The organism is Streptomyces sp. V4I8 (genome assembly GCF_041261225.1).
In the GTDB taxonomy this organism is placed as follows: domain Bacteria; phylum Actinomycetota; class Actinomycetes; order Streptomycetales; family Streptomycetaceae; genus Streptomyces.
Genome location: NZ_JBGCCN010000001.1, coordinates 941,459 through 956,930 on the forward strand (window position 1 = coordinate 941,459; position 15,472 = coordinate 956,930).

The 15,472-nt window shown below is 70.4% G+C and carries 16 protein-coding genes; 9 read left to right on the forward strand and 7 right to left on the reverse strand.

Going from position 1 to position 15,472, the window contains the following annotated elements; all coding sequences use genetic code 11:
* Nucleotides 1-21 precede the first annotated feature (21 nt).
* Both ABIE67_RS04295 and ABIE67_RS04300 read right to left on the reverse strand, forming a co-directional pair.
* On the reverse strand, nucleotides 22-504 hold the full coding sequence (locus tag ABIE67_RS04295) for a DUF6328 family protein (protein ID WP_370253363.1): 483 nt from the start codon (nucleotides 502-504) through the stop codon (nucleotides 22-24).
* 86 nt (nucleotides 505-590) lie between these two features.
* Entirely contained in the window at nucleotides 591-1,574 is a 984-nt protein-coding gene (locus ABIE67_RS04300; RefSeq protein WP_370253367.1) for an aldo/keto reductase, read from the reverse strand.
* A 137-nt stretch (nucleotides 1,575-1,711) separates the two neighbouring features.
* Here ABIE67_RS04300 and ABIE67_RS04305 point away from each other — a divergent pair, with 137 nt between their 5' ends.
* Nucleotides 1,712-3,400: a cholesterol oxidase substrate-binding domain-containing protein gene (locus ABIE67_RS04305; protein ID WP_370253370.1), complete on the forward strand. Its 1,689-nt coding sequence runs from the start codon at nucleotides 1,712-1,714 to the stop codon at nucleotides 3,398-3,400.
* Nucleotides 3,401-3,418: 18 nt separating this feature from the next.
* Here ABIE67_RS04305 and ABIE67_RS04310 read toward each other — a convergent pair whose 3' ends face one another.
* The 3 genes from ABIE67_RS04310 to ABIE67_RS04320 form a co-directional block, all read right to left on the reverse strand.
* Nucleotides 3,419-4,636, reverse strand: a complete 1,218-nt coding sequence (locus tag ABIE67_RS04310; protein ID WP_370253372.1) for an FAD-dependent monooxygenase — start codon at nucleotides 4,634-4,636, stop codon at nucleotides 3,419-3,421.
* Nucleotides 4,637-4,831: 195 nt separating this feature from the next.
* Nucleotides 4,832-5,512: a ribonuclease H gene (locus tag ABIE67_RS04315; protein WP_370253376.1), complete on the reverse strand. Its 681-nt coding sequence runs from the start codon at nucleotides 5,510-5,512 to the stop codon at nucleotides 4,832-4,834.
* Nucleotides 5,513-5,560: 48 nt separating this feature from the next.
* The gene (locus ABIE67_RS04320; RefSeq protein ID WP_370253381.1) at nucleotides 5,561-6,364 is read right to left on the reverse strand and encodes a VOC family protein; all 804 of its coding nucleotides are present in this window, start codon (nucleotides 6,362-6,364) and stop codon (nucleotides 5,561-5,563) included.
* 151 nt (nucleotides 6,365-6,515) lie between these two features.
* Here ABIE67_RS04320 and ABIE67_RS04325 point away from each other — a divergent pair, with 151 nt between their 5' ends.
* Complete coding sequence (locus tag ABIE67_RS04325) at nucleotides 6,516-7,523, forward strand: zinc-binding alcohol dehydrogenase family protein (protein WP_370268180.1); 1,008 nt, start codon at nucleotides 6,516-6,518, stop codon at nucleotides 7,521-7,523.
* Nucleotides 7,524-7,643: 120 nt separating this feature from the next.
* Here ABIE67_RS04325 and ABIE67_RS04330 read toward each other — a convergent pair whose 3' ends face one another.
* Nucleotides 7,644-7,793 (reverse strand): hypothetical protein, encoded by a 150-nt coding sequence (locus tag ABIE67_RS04330; protein ID WP_370253383.1) that lies wholly within the window; start codon nucleotides 7,791-7,793, stop codon nucleotides 7,644-7,646.
* A gap of 27 nt (nucleotides 7,794-7,820) precedes the next feature.
* Between ABIE67_RS04330 and ABIE67_RS04335 the strand changes: the two genes are divergently transcribed.
* From ABIE67_RS04335 to ABIE67_RS04350, 4 genes are all read left to right on the forward strand, one after another.
* Entirely contained in the window at nucleotides 7,821-9,257 is a 1,437-nt protein-coding gene (locus ABIE67_RS04335; protein WP_370253385.1) for a family 2B encapsulin nanocompartment shell protein, read from the forward strand.
* Between the two features lie 16 nt (nucleotides 9,258-9,273).
* Nucleotides 9,274-10,332 (forward strand): family 2 encapsulin nanocompartment cargo protein terpene cyclase, encoded by a 1,059-nt coding sequence (locus tag ABIE67_RS04340; RefSeq protein WP_370253389.1) that lies wholly within the window; start codon nucleotides 9,274-9,276, stop codon nucleotides 10,330-10,332.
* Nucleotides 10,333-10,382: 50 nt separating this feature from the next.
* On the forward strand, nucleotides 10,383-11,261 hold the full coding sequence (locus ABIE67_RS04345; protein WP_370253392.1) for a geranyl diphosphate 2-C-methyltransferase: 879 nt from the start codon (nucleotides 10,383-10,385) through the stop codon (nucleotides 11,259-11,261).
* A 132-nt stretch (nucleotides 11,262-11,393) separates the two neighbouring features.
* Nucleotides 11,394-12,293 (forward strand): SGNH/GDSL hydrolase family protein, encoded by a 900-nt coding sequence (locus tag ABIE67_RS04350; protein ID WP_370253396.1) that lies wholly within the window; start codon nucleotides 11,394-11,396, stop codon nucleotides 12,291-12,293.
* Nucleotides 12,294-12,300: 7 nt separating this feature from the next.
* Here ABIE67_RS04350 and ABIE67_RS04355 read toward each other — a convergent pair whose 3' ends face one another.
* Nucleotides 12,301-12,783 (reverse strand): VOC family protein, encoded by a 483-nt coding sequence (locus tag ABIE67_RS04355; RefSeq protein ID WP_370253400.1) that lies wholly within the window; start codon nucleotides 12,781-12,783, stop codon nucleotides 12,301-12,303.
* A 124-nt stretch (nucleotides 12,784-12,907) separates the two neighbouring features.
* Between ABIE67_RS04355 and ABIE67_RS04360 the strand changes: the two genes are divergently transcribed.
* From ABIE67_RS04360 to ABIE67_RS04370, 3 genes are all read left to right on the forward strand, one after another.
* Nucleotides 12,908-14,113 (forward strand): epoxide hydrolase family protein, encoded by a 1,206-nt coding sequence (locus tag ABIE67_RS04360; RefSeq protein ID WP_370253404.1) that lies wholly within the window; start codon nucleotides 12,908-12,910, stop codon nucleotides 14,111-14,113.
* Nucleotides 14,114-14,223: 110 nt separating this feature from the next.
* On the forward strand, nucleotides 14,224-14,862 hold the full coding sequence (locus ABIE67_RS04365) for an ATP-dependent Clp protease proteolytic subunit (RefSeq protein WP_370253406.1): 639 nt from the start codon (nucleotides 14,224-14,226) through the stop codon (nucleotides 14,860-14,862).
* Nucleotide 14,863: 1 nt separating this feature from the next.
* Entirely contained in the window at nucleotides 14,864-15,466 is a 603-nt protein-coding gene (locus ABIE67_RS04370; protein WP_370253408.1) for a ClpP family protease, read from the forward strand.
* Nucleotides 15,467-15,472 lie beyond the last annotated feature (6 nt).

Consider the following 15,472-nt stretch of genomic DNA (forward strand, 5'->3'; position numbering starts at 1 on the left):
TACCGCCGGACGCGTGACCGCTCACTCCGTGTAGCGCTTGCGCGTCCACAGCGGCAGCACGAACCAGCACACCAGGTACCAGAGGACCACCCCCGTGACCAGATAGGGCACGAAGCCGTCGTGGGTGGCGACCCGCAGGATCAGCAGCAGCGAGCACGTCGTGGTGGCGAGGAGCAGGACCAGGCCGACGAGGGTCAGCCGGGAGGCCCACTCCACCGCCTTCGGCTTGATGCGCCGTCCGGACACCAGGCGATGCAGGGAGACGGGGCCGATGAGGGCTCCGGTGGCGGCGGCACCGAGCACGACCGTCACGATGTAGATGGTCTGGTCCGTGTCGTCGAGGGTGTCGTACTTCGGCGTGAAGACGACGGTGAGCAGGAAGCCGAACAGGATCTGGACGCCCATCTGGGCGACCCGGACCTCCTGGATGAGCTCGCCCCACATGCGGTCGGCTCGCTCGTCCGAGGTCTCGTCGCGGCCTGTTCGTCTTTCCTTCTCTGTCATGCCGGAACGGGTAACCCCGACGTTGAACTCTCAAACGGGGAGGCGCCGGGAGCGGCGCGGTACCCGCTCCCGGCGACCGTACGCGTCTACCAGCGGCTCTCGACCTGGTCCTTGATCCGCCGGTCGTAGAGGTCCCGGATCGCGGTGAGGGTGTCCTCGGACAGCTCCGGCAGTGCGGCGGCGGCCGCGTTGGCGCGGGCCTGCTCGGGCGAGCGGGCGCCCGGGATCACGGTGGTCACGCCCGGCAGCTGGATGATCCAGCGCAGCGCGAGCTGGGCCGGTGTGAAGCCCTCGGGGGCGAGGGCGGAGAACTCGGCGGCCGCCTCGACGCCTGAGGCGTAGTCGACGCCCGAGAAGGTCTCGCCCTGGTCGAAGGACTCGCCGTGCCGGTTGTAGGTGCGGTGGTCGTTCGCGGGGAAGACGGTGTCCTTGGTGTACTTGCCCGACAGCAGGCCGGAGGCCAGCGGCACGCGCGCGATGATGCCGACGCCCGCCTCCTGGGCGGCGGGCAGCACCTCGCGCAGGGGCTTCATGCGGAAGGGGTTGAGGATGATCTGCACGCTCGCGACACCCGGGCGGGCGATCGCGGTCAGCGCCTCCTCACAGGTCTCCACGCTGACGCCGTACCGGGCGATGCGCTCCTCCGCGACCAGGGTGTCCAGAGCGTCGAACACCTCGTCCGTCGAGTAGACGGGCGTCGGCGGGCAGTGCAGCTGGACCAGGTCGAGGCGGTCGACGCCGAGGTTGCGCCGCGAACGGTCGTTCCAGGCGCGGAAGTTGTCGAGAACGTAGTTCTCGGGGATCTGGTCGACGCGGCGGCCCATCTTGGTCGCCACGAAGATGTCCAGTTCGGGCCTGCCGCGCAGGAAGGCGGCGATGGTCTGCTCGCTGCGTCCGTCGCCGTAGACGTCGGCCGTGTCGAAGAAGGTCACCCCCGACTCGACCGCCGCCTCCAGCACCGCCAGGGCTTCCTTGTCGTCGACGTCTCCCCAGTCGGCGCCCAGCTGCCACGTCCCCAGTCCGACGACGGATGCCCGCTGACCCGACCTGCCGATTACACGTTCGTCCATGGCGTCAGTGTGTCATTGGTCATCCGCGTGCGCGGAACGGGCCCCTCCGCGCCGTTACCTGTGAATCCGTCACTCGCACGAGTGAATCAGTTCGACAGGCCCGCGGTGGCTGTCAAGCGGATCCCTAGCGTGAACCCGTGACCGGCGACTTCACCCGCAGGGGCTTCCTCCGCGCCGCCGCCCTGGCGGCCGCACCGACTCTTCTCCCGGCGGATCCGGCCGTCGCCGCCCAGGAGTTGCCGGACTTCCCGACGGACGTGGCGCTGTACCGCTCGGCGTACCGCAACTGGGTCGGCGAGATCACCGCCGACGGGCTGTGGGCCTGCGCGCCGGACGGTCCCGACCAGGTGCCGGCCGTCGTCAACTGGGCCTGGCGACACGGCCGGAGAGTCCGCGCCCGGGGTTCCTCGCACGGCTGGTCACCGCTGACGATCACGCCGGGCACGGAGTCGGACGCGCCGGTCCTTCTCGTGGACACCGCCGCGCATCTCACCGGCCTGTCCCTGGAGTCGCCGACCTCGGTGCGCGTCGGGGCCGGCGTCACCCTGGAGGCCCTGCTCACCTATCTGGAGGAGCACGGCCTGGGCATCACCGCGGCGCCCGCGCCCGGCAACCTCACTCTCGGCGGCGCCCTGGCCATCGACGCGCACGGCACCGCCGTACCGGCACGGGGCGAACAGCGCCTGCCCGGGCACACCTACGGTTCGCTGAGCAATCTCGTGCTGTCCCTGACGGCCGTCGTCTGGGACGAGGCCAGTGGCGGATACGTACTGCGGACGTACGACCGTGACGAGCCGGACTGCGCCGCTCTGCTCACCCATCTGGGCCGCGCCCTGGTCACCGAGGTCGTGCTGCGCGTGGGCGCGAACACCAACCTGCGGTGCGTCAGCCGTACCGACATCCCGGCCGGCGAGCTCTTCGCCGCGCCCGGCGGCGACGGACGCACCCTCGCGAGCTTCCTCGACCGGGCCGGGCGCGTCGAGGCGATCTGGTTCGCCTTCACCGAGTTCCCGTGGCTGAAGGTGTGGAGCGTCTCCCCCGACCGGCCGCTGACCTCGCGGCATGTGCGGACGCCGTACAACTACCCCTTCTCCGACAACGTGCCGACCCCGGTCGCGGACCTGGTCGGGCGGATGGTGTCGGACGGGGCCTGGTATCTGGCGCCGGTGCTCGGCAACGCGCAGTACGACGCGGCCGCGCTGGGGCTGGTCGCGACGCTGTCGGCGGACATCTGGGGGCCGTCCAAGAACACGCTGCTGTATCTGCGGCCGACGACGCTGAGGATCGCCACGAACGGCTACGGGGTGCTGACCAGCAGAGATCAAGTGCAGCGCGTGGTCGCCGAGTTCACCGCCTTCTACCGGGAACGTCTCTCGGCATACGCCGAGCGGGGCCAGTTCCCGGTCAACGGGTCGGTGGAGATCCGGGTGACGGGCGTCGACGATCCGGCGGACGTCGGTCTGGACGGGGCGCGGACCCCGCTCCTGTCGGCGCTCGGGCCGCGTGGCGACCGGCCCGAGTGGGACACCGTCCTGTGGCTGAACATCCTGACGCTGCCCGGGACGCCGTACGCGGAGGCGTTCCTGAGCCAGATCGAGCGGTTCCTGCTGCGCACCTTCGACGGCGAGTACGCCATGACGCGGGTCGAGTGGTCGAAGGGCTGGGCCTATACGCGGGACGCCGCCTGGAGCGACGGCGAGGTGCTGGGCACGGTGGTACCCAGCACCTTCGGGGAGGACGTGTGGGGCGTGGCTTCCGGGACCCTGGCCCGGCTCGACCCGCACGGGGTGTTCGGCAACGCCTTCCTCGACCGGTTGTTCCGGTGAGGTGCGGTCGAGGTGCGGCTATCTGCGGGATGCCAGGACCCTGGCGTGCACGGTGCGCGCGACCTTCAGCCCCAGCCAGTGCTTGAGGCGGCGCCATGCCTCCGACTCTCCGGCCGCCCGCTCGATCCGGTAGTACAGCTGCGGCGGTACGTAGGGCAGCAGGGGCGAGTGGCGCTGGCCGAGCAGGGCGAACATCTGCTGCGGGGGCAGATGGATGTAGCGGGGCAGGTTCTCGTACCAGCGGGCGCTGTAGTGGGCCGCGCTCTGGATGGACAACAGCGCCTGCTGGCGGTCCTGTTGGTAGTGGGCGAGGGCCTGCGGGAGGGCGGCGTGCTCGTGCAGCGCGCCGGCGAGGGCGGCGGCGTCCTCCACGGCCAGGGTGGTGCCGGCCCCGATGGAGTAGTGCGTGGTGTGCGCGGCGTCGCCCAGCAGGACGAGGTTGTCGCGGTACCAGGTGCGGTTGGTCAGGGTGCGGAAGGTCTGCCACTGCGCCCTGCCGTCGGCTCCGGAGCGGCCCATCAGGCGGTGGCCGTCGAGGACGCCGGCGAAGACCTTCTCCAGCACGGCCAGTCCGTCGGCCTCGGACGCGGTGTCGAGGCCGAGGCCGGTCCAGGTCTCGGGGGCGCATTCGACGACGAAGGTGCCCGCGTCGGGGCCGAAGCCGTAGCCGTAGCACCAGATCCAGCCGTGCCCTGACTCGACGAAGGAGAAGGTGAAGGCGTCGAAGTTCTTGGTGGTGCCGAGCCAGATGTAGCGGTTGCGGCCGGCCCTCGTCTCGGTGCCGAAGTGGTCGGCGTACCGGGTGCGCAGGGCGCTGTGGACCCCGTCGCTCGCCACGACCAGGTCGGCGGCGGGCAGGTTCCCCGGGGTGATCTCGTGCTCGAACTTCAGCCGTACGCCCAGTGAGCGGGCGCGTTCGGCGAGGATCTCCAGCAGCCGGTGGCGGCCGATGCCGTACCCGGCGTCGCCGGGCCGGCGGGTCGTGCGGCCCCGGACGTGGGCGACGCCCTCGCTCCAGCGGACCGAGTTCTCCTCGATGGCGCGGGCCGACACGGGGTCGTGCTCGCACAGCCTGTCGAGCAGTCCGCGCCAGTACGTGACGCCCCAGCCGTAGGTGGAACCCTCCGGGCTGCGCTCGTAGACGGTGATGTCGTGGGACGGATCCCGCAGCTTCAGCAGGATCGAGAGATACAGGCCGGCGGGCCCGCCACCGACGCAGGCGACCTTCACACGCACCCCTAGAAATGGTCTAAAACGGTCATATCACCTCGCAGAGTAGCAAGGCGGAGCCGCCCGACCACGGCATTCCGGATCGCGCCACTTTCGGCTGGGGAAGCACACCGGTGCCGGGCACGCGGTGTTCGACGACGGGGTGGAACCAGCACGGACTTCACCTCGGCCCGGGTCGCCAACTCCCGTACGGGCCCGTCGTCAGGCCTCTGCGGTACGGCACTCCGGGTGGCCCCAGCCCTGGGCGTTCTTGGCGATAAGCTCGCCCGCCGCATAGCCGCGCCCGCAGAGGCAGCGACCGGGGAACTTGGCCTTGATGGTGCGCGAGGAGCTGCCGTTCTTCCGAGTGGCCGTCGCCTTGCGGCGGGGGGCCTTGGCCGACGGGGTGTCCGGGGAGGGCGGCGGTTCCGGGGAGCCGAGGCCGCTGCCCGCGGGCTCCTGCACGAGGGCGGCCTGGCTGGCGGCACGGTCGGCGAAGTCGTTGAGCGGGTCGCCGTCGACCTGATGGGCGGGGACGTAGCGGAACTCGACGGGGCGGCCGTCGAGCAGTTCGTCGATGCGCACGACCAGGTCCTGGTTGGCGACCGGCTTGCCGGCGGAGGTCTTCCAGCCGTTGCGCTTCCAGCCCGGCAGCCAGGTCGTGACGGCCTTCATGGCGTACTGCGAGTCCATGCGGATCTCCAGCGCCACACCGGGGTCCGTCGCCGTGAGCAGGCGTTCCAGCGCGGTGAGTTCCGCGACGTTGTTGGTGGCCCTGCCGAGCGGCCCCGCCTCCCAGCGGGCCGGGGTCTCCGTCTCGTCGGCGACGACCCAGGCCCAGGCCGCCGGCCCGGGGTTTCCCTTCGAAGCCCCGTCGCACGCGGCCACAACACGTTCAAGCATGTGCCGATCATGCCATGAGCGGGCCGGGTGCCCGGTCGCGGAGTACGGTCAGGAGACGTCGCTGAGTTCCGGCATCTCGCCCTCGGTCGTGTTGGTGTCGATCACCGAGAAGTTCGCGCCCTGGGGGTCGCTCAGCGCGGCGAACCGGCCGAACGGGCTGCTCATCGGGCCGAAGCGCAGGACGGCGCCGAGCTTGGTGGCCTTGGCGATGGCGTCGTCGCAGTCGGGGACGTTGAAGTAGACGTTGATGTAGGGCGGGACCTCGGGCGGGAAGTCGTCGGTCATCCTCATCCGGCCCAGGGCCATGGTCTCGCCGCCGAGGGTGTAGAGGCGGAAGTCGATCGCGTCGTCCTGCATCTGCCGCTGCCCGTAGCCGAAGACGGCGGGGAAGAAGGTGTCGGACTTCTCCGGTGTGCGGGTGAAGATCTCGGCCCAGCAGAAGGCGCCGGGCTCCCGCATCTCCGCGTCGAAGCCCTCGTGGGTGCCGGCCTGCCACACCCCGAAGACGACGCCGCCGGGGTCGCGGGCCAGGCACATGCTGCCGAAGTCGCCGACCTCCATCGGCTCCATCAGGATCTCGCCGCCGTTCTCACGGATCTCGGCGGCGGTGGCGGCGACGTCGGTCGAGGCGAAGTAGAGGCACCACTGCGACTGGCCTTCCTGGCCCGGCATGGGCGGGACGACCGCGGCGGCGGCCTTGCCGTTCGCGTAGGCCTGGGTGTAGTTGCCGTACTCCGACGACTCCTCGCCGAACGTCCAGCCGAGGACGTCGCCGTAGAAGCTCTTGGCCCCCTCGACGTCGGTGAACATCGCGTCGGCCCAGACGGGGGTTCCTGCGGGTTTCACGGCCATGGCTACGGCCCTCTCCGGGAGCGGTGAGTTGTCCGGATTCATACGCTAGTCACCGCGGAGTCGGGTCGCGCGCCGAATGCCTGGTTCCGCTCCAGACTGGGAGGGACGGCAGCCGTTCGGCGAACGGGACACGGTGATGGCTGACGGGACGATGCACGCGTGGTCGGTGGTCGAGCCGGGGCCGGTCGGGGCGGGGTCCCTGCGCTTCGTCGAGAAGCCGGTTCCGGTGCCGGGCGACGACGAGCTGCTCGTGCGGGTGCGGGCGTGCGGGGTGTGCCGGACGGATCTGCACGTCACCGAGGGTGATCTGGCCGTGCACCGCCCGGGTGTGACCCCCGGGCACGAGGTGGTCGGTACGGTCGCGCGGATCGGGGCGGCCGTGCGCGGCTTCGGCGTCGGGGAGCGGGTCGGGGCGGCCTGGCTGCGGCGGACCGACGGTACCTGCGGCTACTGCGCGCGGGGCGCGGAGAACCTGTGCCCGGCCTCGTCGTACACGGGCTGGGACGCCGACGGTGGATACGCCGAGTACACGACCGTGCCGGCCGCGTTCGCCTACCGGCTGCCCGACGGCCTGGACGACGTGGCGTGCGCGCCACTGCTGTGTGCCGGGATCATCGGGCATCGCGCGCTGCGGCGGTCGGCACTGCCACCGGGCGGGCGGCTCGGGCTGTACGGCTTCGGGGGCAGCGCCCATCTGTGCGCGCAGGTGGCGATGGCCGAGGGCGCCACGGTGCACGTCCTCACGCGCGGGGCGGCCGCGCGCAAACTCGCGCTCGACCTGGGTGCCGCCTCGGCACGCGACGCGTACGAGATGCCGCCGGAGCCCCTGGACAGCGCGATCCTGTTCGCGCCGGCCGGCGAACTGGTCCCGGTGGCGCTGCGGGCCCTCGACCGGGGCGGCACGCTGGCGATCGCGGGCATCCACCTCACCGACGTCCCGGCGCTGCGCTACGAGGGCGAGCTCTTCTACGAGAAACAGTTGCGCAGCGTCACCTCCAACACCCGCGAGGACGGCCGCGAGTTCCTGGCGCTCGCCGCCGAACACGCCGTACACGCCACGACGCACACATATCCGCTGTCGCGCGCGGACGAGGCGCTGGGGGATCTCAGGGCAGGGCGCTTCGACGGGGCGGCCGTGCTGGTGAACGACCTGACCTGAGGCTCGTGCGCCCCTCGCGCCCGCATATCGGGGCGAGTGCGACCGGCGTGGGAGCACGGGCGTGTGAGGCCTCTGCTTCCAGGGAGGGTTTGCACCACCCAGATGGGCAAACCGCCCCCTTCACGCCGTACCGGGCCCACCACCTGCGCTGTTTGGCTTGTCCCTGCGGCGCGTACGGCCCACCCGTGCCACGAGGCACGCCTCGTCACGCGCCCGGAGATTGCCGTCGTCACCACCCGTCCACTTGTCGTCACCGACCACTTTGTTCACGCCTGATCACCCTCCAGGGAGGGATACGTGTCCGTACCCGAGAGCGCCACCGGACCCGCAGCCGACGACCCCGCCCCCTCAGCCGACGGCCAACTCACCAGTCTCAGCACCCATGCGGCGCGCCAGCTCACCACGACCACCAAGTCCGAACCGCAGATGCAGGCCATCTCCTCGCGATGGCTGCTGAAGATGCTGCCGTGGGTGGACGTCAAGGGCGGCACCTACCGCGTCAACCGGCGTCTGCAGCTCCGTGTGGGCCGCGGCCGGGTGCAGTTCGAGCAGAACGGCGCCTACGACATCAAGGTCATCCCGCAGACGCTCACCGAACTCCCGGTGCTGCGCGGCTACTCCGACATGGACGTCCTGAAGGAGATCGCGACCCGGTTCCGGGTGCGTGAGGTGCGGGCCGGCCAGGTGCTCGTCGAGGCCGGGCAGCCGGTCACGGAGGCCTACCTCGTGGTGCACGGCCGGTTCACCCGCTTCACCGAGGGCAGGTACGGCGAGGAGGAGATCGTCGGGGTCGTCACCGACGGAGACCAGATCGGCGACGAGGCCATCGGCCAGCCCGACCCGCTGTGGCTGAGTTCGGTGCGGGCGGAGACGGCGGGCGTGCTCCTCACGCTCCCGTGGGCCGTGGTCAGCGAGTTCACCGACCGGGTGCCGTCCCTGGCGGAGCACCTGCAGGCGTACGGCGAACGCCAGAACCTGCCCATGAACCGCAAGGGCGAGGCCGATGTCCCGGTGCAGGCGGGCCATGTCGGGGAGCCGACGATCGACGGCGGGTTCGTCGACTACGACCTCGCGCCGCGCGAGTACGAGTTGTCGCTCACCCAGACCGTGCTGCGGGTCCACACCAGGGTCGCGGACCTCTTCAACGACCCGATGGACCAGACCGAGCAGCAACTCCGACTGATCATCGAGGAGATCCGCGAGCGCCAGGAGTGGGAGCTGGTCAACAACCGGGAGTTCGGGCTGCTGCACAATGCCGACTACGGGCAGCGCATCCCCACCTTCACGGGGCCGCCGACCCCGGACGACATGGACGAACTGCTGTCGATGCGCCGCAAGACCAAGCTGTTCATCGCCCATCCGAAGGCCATCGCGGCCTTCTTCCGGCAGTGCAACCGGCGCGGTCTGGTGCCCGGCACGGCGAATGTCGACGGGCACGAGATCCCGGCCTGGCGCGGTGTACCGATCTTCCCGTGCAACAAGATCCCGATCAGCCCGCAGCACACCAGCAGCATCATCGCGCTGCGCACCGGGGAGGGCGACCAGGGCGCCATCGGGCTGTACCAGACGGGGATCCCGGAGGAGTACCAGCCGGGCCTGAACGTGCGGTTCATGGGCATCGACGCCAACTCGATCATCCGCTACCTCGTCACCGCCTACTACTCGATGGCGATCCTGGTCCCCGACGCGGTCGGGATCCTGGAGAACGCCCAGGTCGGCCGGACGGCCGAGTGACCGCGTGGAGCACCCGATGAGCGCGCCCTCCCCCGCCTCCGGCTTCGCCCTGCCGGGACCCCCGAACATCGCGAGCACGTTCCGCACCCAGCGGCGCGGCGGGGCGATCCCCGGGCTCCGGTACCGGCAGGTCGCACCCGCCGACCCCGAGCAGGCCGCGGAGGTCGACCGCAGGCTGGAGGACTGGGCCCGGCGGCTCGACCTGTTCCCCGAAGCCTGGCAGGGCGACTTCTCGGGGTTCCAGTTCGGGCGGGCCGTGGTGCTTCAGCATCCGGAGGCCCTCGATCTCGAACGTCTGACGGTCGCCGGCGAGTTGCTGCTCGCCGAGAACGTCGTCGACTCCTGCTACTGCGAGGAGGACGAGGGCCGCGGCGGAGCGCGCCGGGGCCTCGGGGGCCGGCTGATCATGGCCCAGTCGGCGCTCGACCCCTACCACGGCATTCCCGAGCTGGAGGAGGAGTGGCGGGAGGGCGTGCGGGCCGACGGTCCGCTGCGTTCGTACCACTTCGCCCTCCAGGACTACGCCGCCTTCGCCACCCCGAGCCAGACCGACCGCTTCGTCCACGACATCGCCCGGCTGCACCTGGGCTATCTGGCGGAGGCGGCCTGGATGGAGACCCGGTACATCCCGCGGGTCTGGGAGTACCTGGTGATGCGGCAGTTCAACAACTTCCGCCCCTGTCTGTCGATCGTGGACGCCGTGGACGGCTACGAGCTGCCCGAGGCGGTGTACGCCCGCCCCGAGATCCAGCGGGTCACGGCGCTGGCCTGCAACGCCACCACGATCGTCAACGACCTCTACTCCTTCACCAAGGAACTGGCGAGCGACCCCGACCATCTGAACCTGCCACAGGTCATCGCCGCGAACGAGCGCTGCGGTCTCAAGGCCGCCTATCTGAAGGCCGTCGAGATCCACAACCGGATCATGGAGGCGTTCGAGGAGGAGTCGGCCCTGCTGGCCGCCACCTCACCGCTCGTCGAGCGCTACGTCCGGAGCCTGTCCGACTGGGTGGCCGGCAACCACGAATGGCACGCCACCAACAGCCACCGCTACCACCTGCCCAACTACTGGTAAAGCGCGATCGAATGACAGAGCGTCATAAGCACCAGCACGAGGAGTCACCGTTGACCATCGCCCCCGAAGCCGGCACCAAGGCAGCCCAGGTGCCGACCCAGTCGACGTACCAGACCCGTGTCGCGGACTACTGGAACGCCGAGGAGAACCCGGTCAACCTCGAACTCGGAAAGCTCGACGACCTCTACCACCATCACTACGGCATCGGGGCCGCCGACCGCACCGTGCTCGACGAACCCGACCCGGAGCTGCGGCGGGAGCGCATCACCACCGAACTGCACCGGCTGGAGCACGCCCAGGCCGAGCTCCTCGCCGACCGTATCGGCCCCCTGTCCCCCGCCGACCGCGTCTTCGACGCCGGCTGCGGGCGCGGCGGCGGCAGTGTCGTGGCGCATCTGCGGTACGGCTGCCACGCCGACGGCGTCACCATCTCCGAGAAGCAGGCCGAGTTCGCGAACGCGCAGGCCCGCAAGCGGGGCATCGACGGCCGGGTGCGCTACCACCACCGCAACATGCTGGACACCGGGCTCCAGTCCGGGGCGTACGCGGCCTCCTGGAACAACGAGTCCACCATGTACGTCGAGCTCGACCTGCTGTTCGCCGAGCACGCCCGGCTGCTGCGCCGCGGCGGCCGCTATGTGACGATCACCGGCTGCTACAACGACACCTACGGGCGGGCCTCCCGCGAGGTGTCCCTCATCAACGCCCACTACATCTGCGACATCCACCCGCGGTCGGAGTACTTCCGCGCCATGGCCCGCAACCGGCTCGTCCCGGTCCACGTGGAGGATCTCACCGAGGCGACCATTCCCTACTGGGAGTTGCGCAGTGAGGCCGATCACCTGGTGACGGGCATCGAGGACACGTTCCTGAACGCGTACCGCAACGGCAGCTTCCAGTACCTGCTGATCGCGGCCGACCGCGTCTGAACGACCGGCGTCCGATCGACCGCGGGGCTCGCGTCGGCCATGGTGTTCCGTGGCCGACGCGGGTCTTCCCCCCGGGGGCCGGCTGTGCTTGCCTGGGGAACCGTTTTCGGTGCCCGGGGCGGGAGTTGCCGTATGCGGAAGCCGTGGATCGTGGGAGTGCTGGTGGCCGTCGTGCTGCTCGGTGCGTGCGGGGACCCGGAGTCCGGGCCGGAGGCCGCGCCGCCCCCGGACGTGCCGCGGGCGTCGGTCACCACGCACCAGCGGGCGCCCGCCTCACCGGACACGGGCACGAGCGCCCCCGCGAAGGCGCCGACCGTGCTGTACCTGGGCGACTCGCTCGCGATGGAGGCGCAGAAGGTGCTCGGGCAGGAGCTGCGCCGCGACGTACGGGCGACGTACACGAGTGCCCCGTACTCGGGGACCACCCTGTGCGACTACCTGGAGGGCACCGGCGAGCGGTCCCTCGTCCCGGTCGCGGACAAGGCGGCCGCCCTGGTGCGCCGGCTGCGGCCGGACTTCGTTGTGCTGCAGTTCTGGGGCAACGCGTGGGGCTACACGCCGTGCATGGACGGGATCACCTACGACGCCTCCCCTGACAAGTACTTCCAGCGGTACACGGCCGACATGAAGCGGCTCGCCGACCAGATCTCCGCCGCCGGAGACGCCCGCATCGTCTGGGTCTCGCAGGGCCCGGACCCGATCACTCCCGACCGGGTCCGGCGTGTCAACGCCCTCTACGAGAAGCAGGCCGCCGGCTCGGGCGACCTGGTCGCCGACGCGGGCAAGGCGGTGAGTGCGGCCGGGGCGCGCTACTCCTGGGTGCAGTACCTGCCGTGCACGGCTTACGAGCGCGCGCACGGCGAGTACTGCACCCAGCCGGGCCGCGACCGTACGGCGCTGCACCGCGACGACGACTACCTGCACTTCTGTCTGGCGCCCACGACGTCCAAGCCGAAGCCCTGCCCGGTCCGCTCCCCCGGGATCCTGCGTATCAGCCAGGAGATCACTCGGGTGATCCGCGAGAACCGGTAGCCACTGCTCACTCGCCCGCGTAGGCCTTCTCCAGTGCGGCGATGTCGAACTTGTGCATGGCCATGAACGCCTGGGTCACGCGGGCCGCCTTCGCCGGGTCCGGGTCGGTGACCATCGCGTCGAGCCGCTCCGGGACGACCTGCCAGGACGCGCCGAACCTGTCCTTGAGCCAGCCGCACGGGCCGGGCTCGCCGCCGTTCTCGGTGAGCTTGGCCCAGTAGTAGTCGATCTCCTCCTGGTTCTCGCAGAAGATCATGAAGGAGGTCGCCTCGGTGAACTTGAACTGGGGGCCGCCGTTGAGCCCGAGGAACCTGTGGCCGTTGGCCGTGAACTCGACGGTCATCACGCTCCCGGCGGGCTGCATCGCGCCCTCGGGGTAGCGCGCGACCTTGCCGACGCTGGAGTTCTTGAAGATCGAGACGTAGAAATGGGCGGCCTCCTCCGCCTGGCCGTCGAACCAGAGACACGTGGTGAAACCGTCGGTTGCCATGAGGACCTCCTGGGCGTGCGGAACGCTGTCATCTCTGTCGACCGAGCCTCGCCCCGGAACTCATCGGTCGCCTGGCCGGCCAATCCAGATGGCCGCTACACGCTTCCGCACTAGCATCCCGTTCATGACGTCTTCGCCCGCTGACAGCGGCATCCATCCCTTCCGTATCGACATACCGCAGAGCGACCTGGACGACCTCCACCGTCGCCTCGACGCCACCCGGTGGCCCGACGAACTGCCCGGGGTGGGATGGGCGTACGGGGTTCCGTCGCAGTATCTGCGCGAGCTGGTGCGGTACTGGCGGCACGACTACGACTGGCGGGCCGCCGAGGCACGGCTGAACGAGTGGCCGCAGTTCACGACCGAGATCGACGGCGCGCATGTGCACTTCGCCCATGTCCGCTCCCCCGAGCCCGATGCCACCCCGCTGATCGTCACGCACGGCTGGCCGGGCTCGATCGTCGAGTTCCTGGACATCGTGGGGCCGCTGACGGATCCCGCCGCGCACGGCGGTGACCCCGCCGACGCCTTCCACGTCGTGCTGCCGAGCATCCCCGGCTTCGGGTTCTCCGGGCCCACCCGGGAGACCGGCTGGGAGGCGCGCCGGATCGCCGACGCGTGGGCCGAGCTGATGACCCGCCTCGGCTACGACCGGTTCGGCGCGCAAGGCGGCGACTGGGGGGCGGGCATCTCCCGCGAGCTGGGCCGCGTCCACCCCGACCGGGCCATCGGCATCCATCTCAACCTGCTGCCGGGCGCACAGGCGGCGACCGAGCCGACGCCAGAGGAGCTGGCGGCACTGAGCCCGCGCGAGCGGGAGCGGACGCTCGCCTCGTGGCGCAGGTGGGCCGCCTGGTTCCGCGACGGGACGGGCTACTTCCATGTGCAGTCCACCCGGCCGCAGACCCTGTCGTACGCGCTCACGGACTCGCCGGTCGGGCAACTCGCCTGGATCGTCGAGAAGTTCCAGGAGTGGACGGACTCCGAGCAGCTGCCCGAGGAGGCCGTCGACCGGGATCTGATGCTCACGAACGTGATGCTGTACTGGCTGACGGGCACGGCCGGTTCGGCCGCCCGGATCTACTACGAGCGCGCTCACGCCGGGGGCGACCGGATCGCCGCTCCGCACGAGCCCTCGACCGCCCCGACCGCGGTGGCCTCCTTCCCCGGCGATCCGCAGATCCCGCTGCGCCACAAGGCGGAGCGCACGGAGAACATCGTGCGCTGGACGGAGCTCGACCGGGGCGGGCACTTCGCGGCGATGGAGGAGCCCGGCCTGCTGGTGGACGACGTACGGGCGTTCTTCCGGCAGTTGCGCGAGAAGGGCTGATCCGGCGCTCTGCCCGTGGCGAATCTGCCACGGGCAGAGAAACCGCCTTCCGGCGTCGTCCGCGGTCAAGAGTGGAGTCGACGGCATCCCCGCCACGACGAGGAGAACCGATGACACCACTGACCACGCTCGCTCCGCGGGCGGAGGAGGGCGACACCCCTCCCACCCGCTTCGACGACCAGCTCGCGTCCCAGCTGCTGGCCCAGCGCATCGTCCTGCTGGGCACCCAGGTCGACGAGGTCTCCGCGAACCGGGTCTGCGCCCAGCTGCTGATCCTGTCCGCGGAGGACCCGCGCACCGACATCGCCCTGTACATCAACAGCCCCGGCGGCTCGGTGCACGCGGGTCTCGCCATCTACGACACGATGCGGCTGATCCCGAACGACGTCTCGACGCTCGCCATGGGCTTCGCGGCCAGCATGGGCCAGTTCCTGCTCAGCGTCGGCGCCGAGGGCAAGCGGTACGCGCTGCCCAACGCGCGGATCATGATGCACCAGCCGTCGGCGGGCATCGGCGGCACGACCGCGGACATCGAGATCCAGGCGGAGAACCTGGAGTTCACGAAGAGGACCATCGAACGGATCACCGCGGAGCACACCGGCCAGAGCCCGGAGACCATCTCCAGGGACGGCGACCGCGACCGATGGTTCACGGCCGAGGAGGCCAGGGAGTACGGCATGGTGGACCGGGTGGTGGAGTCCCTCACGGACGTCCGCCCGGCTTCCTCCCGACGACGGATGGGGCTGTGACATGGGGACCTACACGATTCCGAACGTCGTCGAGCGCACCCCGCAGGGCGAGCGGTCCTACGACGTGTTCAGCCGGCTGCTGTCCGAGCGGATCATCTTTCTCGGCACCGAGATCGACGACGGAGTCGCCAACGTCGTCATCGCGCAACTGCTCCATCTGGAGTCGGCGTCACCGGAGAGCGAGATCTCGATCTACCTCAACTCCCCCGGGGGCTCGTTCACTTCGCTCATGGCGATCTACGACACGATGACGTACGTGCAGGCACCGATCTCCACGTTCTGCGTGGGTCAGGCGGCGTCCACGGCGGCCGTACTGCTGGCCGGAGGGGATCCGGGGCGGCGGTTCGTGCTGGAGCACGCGCGCGTGCTGCTCGGTCAGCCCGCCAGCGGGGGCAGCCGGGGCGTGGTGTCCGATCTCGCCCTCCAGGCCAAGGAGATGGTCCGGATCCGCTCGCAGGTCGAGGAGGTGCTGGCCCGGCACACGCACCACGACATCGCGACGCTGCGCGCGGACATGGACCGCGACAAGGTGTTCACCGCGCAGGAGGCGGTGGCGTACGGGCTGGCCGACGAGGTGGTGAGCCGGCGCCTCGTGCGGGTCTGAGGCGCC

Coding starts and splice junctions, on each gene's coding strand:
- ABIE67_RS04370 (WP_370253408.1), top strand. CDS start 14,864: ATGGGGACCTACACGATTCCGAACGTCGTCGAGCGCACCCCGCAGGGC.
- ABIE67_RS04315 (WP_370253376.1), bottom strand. CDS start 5,512: ATGCTTGAACGTGTTGTGGCCGCGTGCGACGGGGCTTCGAAGGGAAAC.
- ABIE67_RS04320 (WP_370253381.1), bottom strand. CDS start 6,364: ATGGCCGTGAAACCCGCAGGAACCCCCGTCTGGGCCGACGCGATGTTC.
- ABIE67_RS04340 (WP_370253389.1), top strand. CDS start 9,274: ATGAGCGCGCCCTCCCCCGCCTCCGGCTTCGCCCTGCCGGGACCCCCG.
- ABIE67_RS04360 (WP_370253404.1), top strand. CDS start 12,908: ATGACGTCTTCGCCCGCTGACAGCGGCATCCATCCCTTCCGTATCGAC.
- ABIE67_RS04350 (WP_370253396.1), top strand. CDS start 11,394: ATGCGGAAGCCGTGGATCGTGGGAGTGCTGGTGGCCGTCGTGCTGCTC.
- ABIE67_RS04295 (WP_370253363.1), bottom strand. CDS start 504: ATGACAGAGAAGGAAAGACGAACAGGCCGCGACGAGACCTCGGACGAG.
- ABIE67_RS04325 (WP_370268180.1), top strand. CDS start 6,516: ATGCACGCGTGGTCGGTGGTCGAGCCGGGGCCGGTCGGGGCGGGGTCC.
- ABIE67_RS04365 (WP_370253406.1), top strand. CDS start 14,224: ATGACACCACTGACCACGCTCGCTCCGCGGGCGGAGGAGGGCGACACC.
- ABIE67_RS04355 (WP_370253400.1), bottom strand. CDS start 12,783: ATGGCAACCGACGGTTTCACCACGTGTCTCTGGTTCGACGGCCAGGCG.
- ABIE67_RS04300 (WP_370253367.1), bottom strand. CDS start 1,574: ATGGACGAACGTGTAATCGGCAGGTCGGGTCAGCGGGCATCCGTCGTC.